This is a genomic window from Nocardia sp. 852002-51101_SCH5132738 (assembly GCF_001665695.1).
Taxonomy (GTDB): Bacteria; Actinomycetota; Actinomycetes; order Mycobacteriales; family Mycobacteriaceae; genus Nocardia; species Nocardia nova.
This window is the reverse complement of sequence record NZ_LZML01000085.1, coordinates 1-8,575: the sequence shown is the minus strand read 5'-3', so window position 1 is coordinate 8,575 and position 8,575 is coordinate 1. Positions and strand designations below refer to the sequence as shown.

Here is an 8,575-nt window from a genome sequence, read left to right as displayed (position 1 = left end):
CCACTCCGCCGACATCTCGCGCAACACCCGCCCGGTCCGGGCGCGGCGTTGCCGGCGCGATGCCGCCGATACAACTCGCGCACCGCCCGCACCTCCGCCGCCTGTGCGAATGCCGCCGCCCCATGTGCCCGTCGCAGCGCATCGACCAGCCCCTCGTCGCTCATCGCCTGAAGCTCTCTGCCATCGAACATGTGTTCGAGTCTATCGTTCGAACGTGTGTTCCACCACCCCTGTACGCAGGCGATTTGGTACGCCGAGTCCAGGTGGTGTAACTTCTTTCAAGCACGCGGGGAACACCCCCGAGGTGCGAAAACCTGGGGCTATGGCGCAGCTGGTAGCGCACCACACTGGCAGTGTGGGGGTCAGGGGTTCGAGTCCCCTTAGCTCCACAGTTATCGCAGGTCCGGCCCGGTATGTACCGGGCCGGACTTGCCTCAACTGGTCGATTCCCCATGGTTTCCCCCATTGTTCGATCCCCCATGTTTTGCGTCATCGGAGCCTCTCAAGAGCGGGTGTGGAGTCGGGAGCCTGTCGTGGCCTGTCGAGGTAGATGTCGGTGATGTCGGCACCCGTGCTGATGACCGCATGGCCACCCTGACGGCTCGCCTGCTCGGTTCCGTAGTCTTCAGCGACGGTAGTCAGATTCGTTCTGCGCATCGTTCGAGCCGTGATCCACGCATATTCGGTGCCTCGTGCGGCTCGCCATGTGCGAGCCGTGTTGTGGGGGTCTCGCCATCCACCGGACCTGGACGGGAACAGCGGGGACTCATCGTCATCACTCCATTTCTCGGCTCCCATTTCCTTGAGGGTATTCACAGCCCACTGCGGCAGGACCACGATGCGATATCCCGCATCGGTCTTGGTCCAGTTCTGCCGGTAGAGTCCGTTTTCCCCCTTCTTCCGTTTGATGGTGCCGGACACGACCAAACGCCACTTATCCGTTACTTCACCGTCGTCGGTCTTCTTGAGAAGATCGCATCTGCGAAAAGCGAGACCTTCATAGGGACGGCAGCCTGATGCCAACAGGATGTCAGCAATCCGAAGGATGTAAGGGTCGCGTTTCGGACCATGTGTGTAGGCGGGGGTTCCGGGTATTTCCTCTCCGGCAAGCCATTTCTTCAACTGAGCCTGTAGACCATTGCGAGTCTCCTCGTCCATGGCTCGTGCCGTCTTGCGGCGCTTCTTCCCGCCTTTGCGTACCACGCTCATCGGATCCACGGGCATCGCGCCTAGTTTGACACCCAGCCGTACGATGCCCGTGAGAATCAGGTGGTGCAGTTCAGCCTTGCGCTGATTGCCGTTGGCTCGAATGGACTTGAGATGTCCGTCGAGGCGGTTGGAATCGACTTCCCAGTTCCTCAGATCGCCAAGCATGGGTCTGATCTTGATCGCGTTCTTGCTGTAGCGGAGGTCTGGGGTCCCATTCTTTCGGAGGCGGGGCTCGGCGTCGTTGATCTCGGCGAGATAGCCCTCGAATGTAGTCTGGTCCAAGGTGCCTTCCTGGACCTCGAGCGCCTTTTCCTCGATGAACGCATCGATCAAGCTGGAGAACTTGGACTTTCTGGTGATCGACTTGCTGACAACACCCAGGCTCTTATCCGCGATTTGCAGTCGCTCGCGATAATCGTCCAGAAGCTTCTTCCTGGCTTTGCCATCTGAATCGGCGACGAAGTCAAGCGGATAGTCTCGACCCGTGTAAGGATGCCGGAACGTTCCTCTAGCCCGATATTTTCCTTTGTATCTTCCCGACTTTTGCAGAGTGCAACTCACATTACCGAGTCCACCAAGCGATATCTCGGCTCTGGGCATGCTCATTCCTTTGCAACATACTTGCCGACGCGGCACAACAAATTGACTGGCATGGGCCGAGTGAGCTTAGTCGGAGGACTGGGAATCCCGGACCTGACGGCTCTCCCACTCGATAAGGTCGAGCCGCCTATACCGGCGGAAACGTCCGATTCTCGCGTACGGCGGCCCTTTGCGGGCAGATGCCCACGTCGCCAATGTTTTACACGGGACTTTGAGCCGTCGGGCGACCTCCTCGGTGGTGAGCCATTCGTCCTCGGCCTGGTCACGGTGCTCGTTCATCGTGGTGTGCCCTCCATGCTGCTGTCCAGACCAGATTGATAGCCATCGGGTTGCTGAGTCATTGGCCGCGCTCGTTGGCGTCGGTCTTGTGGGCAGCGATCCACTCGTCGACGTCGGCTTCGTCGAATAGCAACGGCGAGTTGGGTGCGGCGCCGGCTTTCCAAGCCCTGTCGTAGAGTTCATGTCCCTTCACGCGCAGATGACGAATGCGGTCGGGACTGTGTCCGGTGCGGGCCGAGACCTGGTGGATTCGCAGAATTCGTCCGCGACCACCACCAGGGCGGCCTTGAGTGGATTCCATATCGTGGCCGGCTCAGGTGAGGTCGGCCTGCGCGGCCAGGATCTGCGCCTCGTGGGAAAACCAGAGTGCCAACTCTTCCGCGTCGTGCTGGTCTATGCCCTTCTTGAACTCGGCCAGCAACGTGACGATGACGAAGGCGGGCCGCACCCCTTCGTCGGGATCCTGGATCATCTCGACCAGAGCGCTCACGGCTTTGAAATCTCCGCGAACCGTGTGAGCGAGCGCGGACATGGCAATCTGCTGTTCGCGGATCGAAGCCGGGTCATGCTGGACGTGGGCCATGGGAAACACCTCCCAGGGGCATCCGACGGGCGTAGCAAGGCTGACCATCAGCCGACGGGCCGCCGGAGGAAGTGGTAGACCCGATCCGTGACGGCGAACGCGCCGTAGTCAAGATCGGGAACCGTCGCAATAAACTGCCAAAACCGACGGTGCTACATCCGGTACACGCTGCCAGCGATCACCGGGAAACCCCTGAATGGGGCGCGGTAGCAATTGTACGCCAGCCGGAATTATTACTGCAACCGCGTGGCTATCAAAATGCCCTGAGTTTGATTCTTCCGCCGCACTGGTCGGGTGGCCGCGTCCGGTCACCCGGCCATCGGGAGGGAGCTTGTCGCCCTCGTTGCGATAGCTGCTGTAGGCGTGTTCGTCGAAGCCGGATCGAGCGGTGTCGGGCATTGGGGGCGTGCGGTCATCGGGTATGTGCGCGGGCGCGGCAGCCGGATGGGGCATTGCGTGCGGGGCCGCCGCCATGCGGGGGACATGCCATCACTACAGATCAGAAGTCATAGAGTCAGGCCAGCAGACCTTGCCGGAGCTCGTATTCGCCCATGATGTCCCAGCGCCCACCGGTTTCTGGGTGTGTGGGCGGTAGCGACAGGTGAACTACTTCCTGGTCGTCGACCACGATCAACCCCAGCGTGTGCATGACATGCACGACCTTCGCGATCTCGCGTTCATCGGAGGAGCCGCCCTGCTGGGCAGTAAGGCCCGCCAACTCGGCCACCGGCATCTCCCGATACCTGCCCGGCATCCCGTTGATGGCCATCCGGATCGTGCCCTGGCGGATCATCTCCTCCAGCGCGACCGCAGCCGCGGGCACCAAGCCTCGATAACCAGGACCGAGCGCGATCATCATCTCCGCGAACTCCCGGTCCTCGACGCTGAGCGTGTCATAGCCGTCCGCGTCACGCATTTCCCCCACGGGATACCACTCGTCATACCCTTCGTAAGGGGGCGGATCCGACCGTAATACGTAGTCCCGCTTGGCATCACGGCGGGCTTGATCGCGCGCTCGCCGCTTGTCCTTCACCGACGGGTTCTTCTTCGATCGTTTCCCGCTCTTCCCCATACGCTCTCGCTTTCCTGCATCGAGTGGATGGACAGACCTGACAGCTTCGATCACCTTCCTACACCGGCGCGCACACGGTGCCACGTAGACGCACCGACACGGTATAAGCGCAGATGAGATGGCCTTGCAGTCCCATTGTCAGACGAGCCGATCCCGCCGCGTGGCGTTCCCGCAAACCGTCCACGCCACCAGAGATCATCTGTAGTTATGGGCAAGCAATCGAGGGACTGTCGGGGCCGCACTGCGGGGGCGCATGTGTCTTTCGGGGGCGTGCGGGGCCGCAATCAGGTCGAAATGGATGCGGCGGAACAGGCTTCCGACGATGATCGGTGCTGGTTCGAGGCCAATCCGTGGGCGTATCGGCGTGTGCGGGTGGCCCTACCCGATGAATTCACCGCCGACATGGGACACCCGTGCCCGCCCGATCATCGGATCGTGGTCTCGGTCGAACAGATCCGGCCCGATTTGCGGGTGCGCAATCCGCTGGCCTTCGTGCCGCTGCTGCCCGGACACGACGAACTCACCGAGCTGCAGATCGCCGACGTGGTGGGTGAGTATGTGGAGACCCGGCGGGCGAACGGGCTGCCGGACCGGGTGGCCGATGAGATCCGCGCCGCTTCCTCGGGTGACTCCGACTCCGAGCTGTATCCAGCGATTTACCAGGTAGCGCAGGGACGTGCGCGAGAAGCGGGTGATGGTGTCTGACGCGGCAGCGGACGCGGCCCGGTACCGGTTCTACGCCGACATGCTCGACGCATACGGGAAGAACTGGCCCGACGAGCTGGTGAAGAGCCTGAAGGTCGATCCCGACGCGGAGCCGATCGACCTCCCTCCGCCCGCCGAGGACCCTGCTGACATGCCGGTGGTGCTGAGCATCGAGATCTCCCTGGCGACCTACGAACAACTGGCGACCCGTGCCGCCGAAGTAGGGATCACCGTGGAGGAACTGCTCGTGGCGACTGCCACCGCACACGATGGCACCGGCGCGTAAAGCGGACTCAGGGCCCGCAGCCCGCCATCGCAGTTCGGTGAGGGGCAGGCCGAAACGCACCGAAACCGGCTGTAGCCCTTGATCGTTCGGTGATGATGTCGTGGCACTGCCTTGCGGCCGGGCGCCGACGGCAACGCCCATCGTCGCTATAGTGCGGAGTCGTCCGGGGGCGACATGGGCTCGACGACCGCCCTCTTGGAGGCCAGCCAGCGCTCGATATCGAACGGCACGGCAGGGCCGCTACGCTCACCCGCCTCGAGAGCTTCACGTAGGACCCGCAACCGGGATTCGCGGTCATCTCCGTTATCGTTCACCACCCCATTGTGATCACGAGGCAGTCCGCCATGGTCGGCAAGGCATGCGAAACGCCGGGGCGTGGCGCGGCCGATTCCGGCAGCTCCGGTGCCCGTTAGAAGGGATACCCCAGACCGCGCATCTCGGCCCGCATGTGTTTATGGGGGTGATCATCTCCGAAACAACCACCCACCCGCGCGACCCGCCGTACACGGGGCAGGCTCGAGACCAACCGTCCATTGATGTCGGTGGGGTCGGTCGTGCTGAGGTGGCCTGGCGCGCCCGGCCGCGCGGCTGGAGCGGAGCCGAGCGGGCATGTTCTCGACGACGGAAGAGGGCCGCTGTGTCGCCCATCAGCAAGAAGCGGAAGAAGAACTCCACGCGCCGGCGCGGGCACCGCCACGACGCAGGTCCGACGGGGCGGCCGGTCCCGCGAGGGCGGCCGGGAACCGCCCGCCGGCACGGTGAGCATCGCCGCATCGGCGGACAAGGCGCTGATCGGGATCATGTTCAGCGTCGGGGAGGGGAACGCGGTGAACAAGGCAGTCGCCACCGCCGCGGCATGGAAGCGGACTACGACGGTGACTGGACCAATCACCTGCACCTGCTGCCGTGAACAGGGGCTGTACGAATATGACGGTCATGGTGACGGCTCGTGCGGCGCCAGAACGACGATGGCCTGGGGGCGTCGCGCGCCGACGAGCGCTGTCCACTCAGTGTGGACTGGAATCCATGGGCATGAGGGCGTGAATCTGAGTTTCAATTCTGCGGTGGCGCCGGTCGCACCGCGGTGCAGCTCCGCGCAGCATCGAGCGATGGCGGCTGCACTGTCGTTGTCGATGTGGGGATTCTGGTGACTCCATGGTTCGAGAGGACCCGGACCGAGACAAATCCAGCGATTGATGAGGCAGGTTCCGAGATCGATACGCGCGATCGCGTGAGTCGTCGGGCCGGGATAGCCGGCGAGCGTGACCGAGTCCACGTGCGGCGGTGGTGGTGGCTGCAGGGCGGTGATGTCGTGGACGACTCCGCGCACGTATCGTGAGCCGGTCTCGACGTGGACTTGTGCCACGATGCGTAGGTGTCGGCGGATGAGGCTGAACCGGCCCGGGGTGGTCACGGTACCGACCCAGCGGTCGACGGTTGACGCTCGATCGAACAGGTCGAGGAAGCCGAGGAAGTCGTCGAATCCGTCGGTGTAACTGAGTAGTTCGGGCAGGGTGTACTGGGACCGGGATAACGGCGCGGGGATCCCCAGTTGCCGTTCCAGCGCTGAGTTGAGCCGTGCGACTCCGGTCGTGGTGTCCCACTCGACGGTGCCGACAGGGCCCCGCAGGGGCGGCTTCTGTGCCGGTGTGCCGGTCCACAGCTGTACGGCGTGCACTGCGCCGGCCGGACCGACAGCGGGAACGACGTGGACGCTCAGCGGGTAGGTGCCCGGGATCTCGCGGTATTGCCGTTTTCGTGTGACGAGGCACTGCCGAACAAGGGCGGGGATCGTGGAAGATGCGCGTCTGCTCTGAGCGATGCGGGTGCGGTCGAGCTTCCCGAAGGGCTTGAGCTTGTCACCTTCGGCGACAACGACGATTTCGCCGGTGCCGGACAGTGTTTCGGCGAGCACCCAACTAAGGAGGGTGGGCTGGGAAGTCGGCTCAATCGTGCGTGCGGCGGGGTCCTGGTTCGGGGCTGCGGGACGTCGACGCGGTAGCCGCGCCGGCGAGGGGCACTCTGCTGGGGCACCGCTACGCGGTTCGTCGTCTTCCCTTGGTACAGGTGCGTTGTGGAGGACCCGGTTCGGAAGATGCCTGGCAGGAATGGATTCAGCGTGGGCGTGCGGGTCGGTAGTCATCGTGGCTCCTTAGTCTTCTTGTCTGTCGGAGCCGCTGGCGAGCGAGCGGATGATGCTGAGGTGGCTCCGTCGGATGCGACCGAGGTCCACAACGACTGTGTTGTCGGATCGATTCGTCGGCCGGGCTGTGGATGACTGCACGAGCCATCGGTGATTCGGCGGGCACATCCGGCGGCGCCTGCAGCTGATGCCGGAAACGGGTGCATGACAGCGCCTTTCGATGTCGAACAACACAAACAGGGATGTTGGTGTTCGGAGCTCGAAAGGCACGGCTAGCGATCCGAGACCCGATGGCACACCACTCCCCGCTGAAGTGGGAAAGTGATCGGCCGCGTACTGGAACAAGGCCAGTACTGGTGGGCACTCGGCGCCGGAAAGTCTCGGATCGCCGGAAGTCTTACGTTGTACTGCTATTATAGCGTAAATTCTGGTACTAATGTACCATTTTTCTCAGTTGTTTTCGATCCAGAAGTCGATGGATGCTTGTGGGCGTGAGTAATTCAGCATCGGTGAGCTGGTAGCGTGCAGCGTGGTCCATGGCTCGGCGTGGGTGAACCGGATTCGCAACCTCATGGTGGTGGGCTTGCCCGCGGCAAGGTCGGCGATCGCAGTCATGATCGCTGAGACGTCGTCGGGATGCAGTTGCGGATTGCGGTGCCGCCACATGGATAGGCGCGGGTCATCCTGGCAGGCGAACGAATGCATCAGTGTCGTGCGCAGATCCATCAGCGCAGCGCCGTGCCCGCGGGTCGTACGGGTCGCGAGGTGCTCGGCCAGCGGATCCCGGTCCGGGGCCGCAACCAGCGCGGTGACATCAGCGATCACGGCCCGCACGATCGGGACGCCCTGCGGGCCGATGACGGAGCGGGCAGCCATCCATAGGTGATGTCTGATCTGCGTGACAGGGTCGACGACGACAAGGCTTTCGCACCATCGTGAGGCCGGTTCGATCGGGTCGAACAGGGCAATCAGATCCAGCCGCTTGTCCAGCCACACAACATGTTCCAGCAATGCTGGAAGCGTCCAGGTTGTGTCGCCCCGGAACAAGGCGGGTGCGGGACCGTCGGGGTTGCCGAACCTTGCCAGCCGCTCGGTATCGAATTCGACCGGAATAAGCGGCAGCTGCGGACCGGAGCTTCCGGGCTGGACCGCTTTCATCCGCACCGCATGCACGGCTCCGGAAGGCCCAACCAGCAGGTGACAGGCGGCCTCCAGACGCTGACCCCCGACTGGCAAGTGTGTGGTCACCGTCCGGCCCTCCCGAACCGCGCGTTGCACGAGCGCGAGGCTCTGGTCAGCAATTCCCATAGCGGCTGGGAGCCGGTTGGTCTCGTTTAGCGTGCGAAACATGCGGTGGAACCGATGCGGGCCCGCGGAGTCGGCAATCACCGTCGGTTCGGATCCGCTGCCGTCGAGACACTCGGCAATGAACCCGAATTCCACGTGCGTACCAGCCGAAGTGTGTGTCGCTGGCGGGTGTGCAATACGCGATCTCGACTGGGGCCGATCTAACCCGGACGAACGGTAGGCGGCCGGTTGAGCCATACCGGGGGCATGCGGGGCACCAGCGCGCCGCGATTGGAGAGCGTTCGAGTGATTTTCCGCAGGCAGTGTCATGACAGTCCTTACCTTTCTTCTTGGGTGCTCGAAGTCGCTGGCTGCCATAGGCTTTCGAGCACCCGGGAGCGCCGGGTATGG

The 8,575-nt window shown here is 63.3% G+C and carries 10 protein-coding genes, 1 tRNA gene and 1 pseudogene; 3 read left to right on the top strand and 9 right to left on the bottom strand.

The genetic code is table 11. From position 1 onward, the window contains the following. The coding region (locus A5789_RS37785) for a hypothetical protein (protein ID WP_231956640.1) at positions 1-191 on the bottom strand (191 nt) is incomplete at its 3' end. Positions 192-316: 125 nt separating this feature from the next. Here A5789_RS37785 and A5789_RS11985 point away from each other — a divergent pair. Next, positions 317-389 (top strand) — tRNA-Ala (locus A5789_RS11985). A gap of 100 nt (positions 390-489) precedes the next feature. On the opposite strand, the gene A5789_RS11980 is transcribed toward A5789_RS11985, so the two are convergent. The 5 genes from A5789_RS11980 to A5789_RS11970 all read right to left on the bottom strand — a co-directional run bounded on the left by A5789_RS11980 (position 490) and on the right by A5789_RS11970 (position 3,743). Then, positions 490-1,809 carry a hypothetical protein gene (locus tag A5789_RS11980; protein ID WP_155525604.1) on the bottom strand — a complete coding sequence of 440 codons (1,320 nt, stop codon included), beginning with the start codon at positions 1,807-1,809 and terminating at the stop codon, positions 490-492. A 66-nt stretch (positions 1,810-1,875) separates the two neighbouring features. Then, complete coding sequence (locus A5789_RS35515) at positions 1,876-2,088, bottom strand: helix-turn-helix domain-containing protein (RefSeq protein ID WP_082940652.1); 213 nt, start codon at positions 2,086-2,088, stop codon at positions 1,876-1,878. A gap of 58 nt (positions 2,089-2,146) precedes the next feature. After that, positions 2,147-2,281 (bottom strand): hypothetical protein, encoded by a 135-nt coding sequence (locus A5789_RS38240; RefSeq protein WP_255401843.1) that lies wholly within the window; start codon positions 2,279-2,281, stop codon positions 2,147-2,149. A gap of 120 nt (positions 2,282-2,401) precedes the next feature. After that, positions 2,402-2,671 (bottom strand): hypothetical protein, encoded by a 270-nt coding sequence (locus A5789_RS11975; protein ID WP_155525605.1) that lies wholly within the window; start codon positions 2,669-2,671, stop codon positions 2,402-2,404. Between the two features lie 514 nt (positions 2,672-3,185). Then, on the bottom strand, positions 3,186-3,743 hold the full coding sequence (locus A5789_RS11970) for a hypothetical protein (protein ID WP_155525606.1): 558 nt from the start codon (positions 3,741-3,743) through the stop codon (positions 3,186-3,188). A 255-nt stretch (positions 3,744-3,998) separates the two neighbouring features. Here A5789_RS11970 and A5789_RS11965 point away from each other — a divergent pair, with 255 nt between their 5' ends. Beyond that, entirely contained in the window at positions 3,999-4,448 is a 450-nt protein-coding gene (locus A5789_RS11965) for a hypothetical protein (RefSeq protein ID WP_064904421.1), read from the top strand. Then, positions 4,438-4,734: a hypothetical protein gene (locus A5789_RS11960; RefSeq protein WP_155525607.1), complete on the top strand. Its 297-nt coding sequence runs from the start codon at positions 4,438-4,440 to the stop codon at positions 4,732-4,734. The genes A5789_RS11965 and A5789_RS11960 overlap by 11 nt, the downstream gene beginning before the upstream one ends. 146 nt (positions 4,735-4,880) lie before the next feature. On the opposite strand, the pseudogene A5789_RS37780 reads toward A5789_RS11960, so the two are convergent. From A5789_RS37780 to A5789_RS11950, 3 genes and pseudogenes are all read right to left on the bottom strand, one after another. Continuing rightward, positions 4,881-5,033 (bottom strand): annotated as a pseudogene (locus A5789_RS37780) (type II toxin-antitoxin system ParD family antitoxin); the annotation flags it as partial. A gap of 635 nt (positions 5,034-5,668) precedes the next feature. Continuing rightward, a complete protein-coding gene (locus A5789_RS11955) occupies positions 5,669-6,649 on the bottom strand; it encodes a GAF domain-containing protein (RefSeq protein WP_064904423.1) in 981 nt (326 codons plus the stop codon). Positions 6,650-7,327: 678 nt separating this feature from the next. Beyond that, complete coding sequence (locus A5789_RS11950) at positions 7,328-8,320, bottom strand: hypothetical protein (RefSeq protein WP_155525608.1); 993 nt, start codon at positions 8,318-8,320, stop codon at positions 7,328-7,330. Positions 8,321-8,575: the final 255 nt, after the last annotated feature.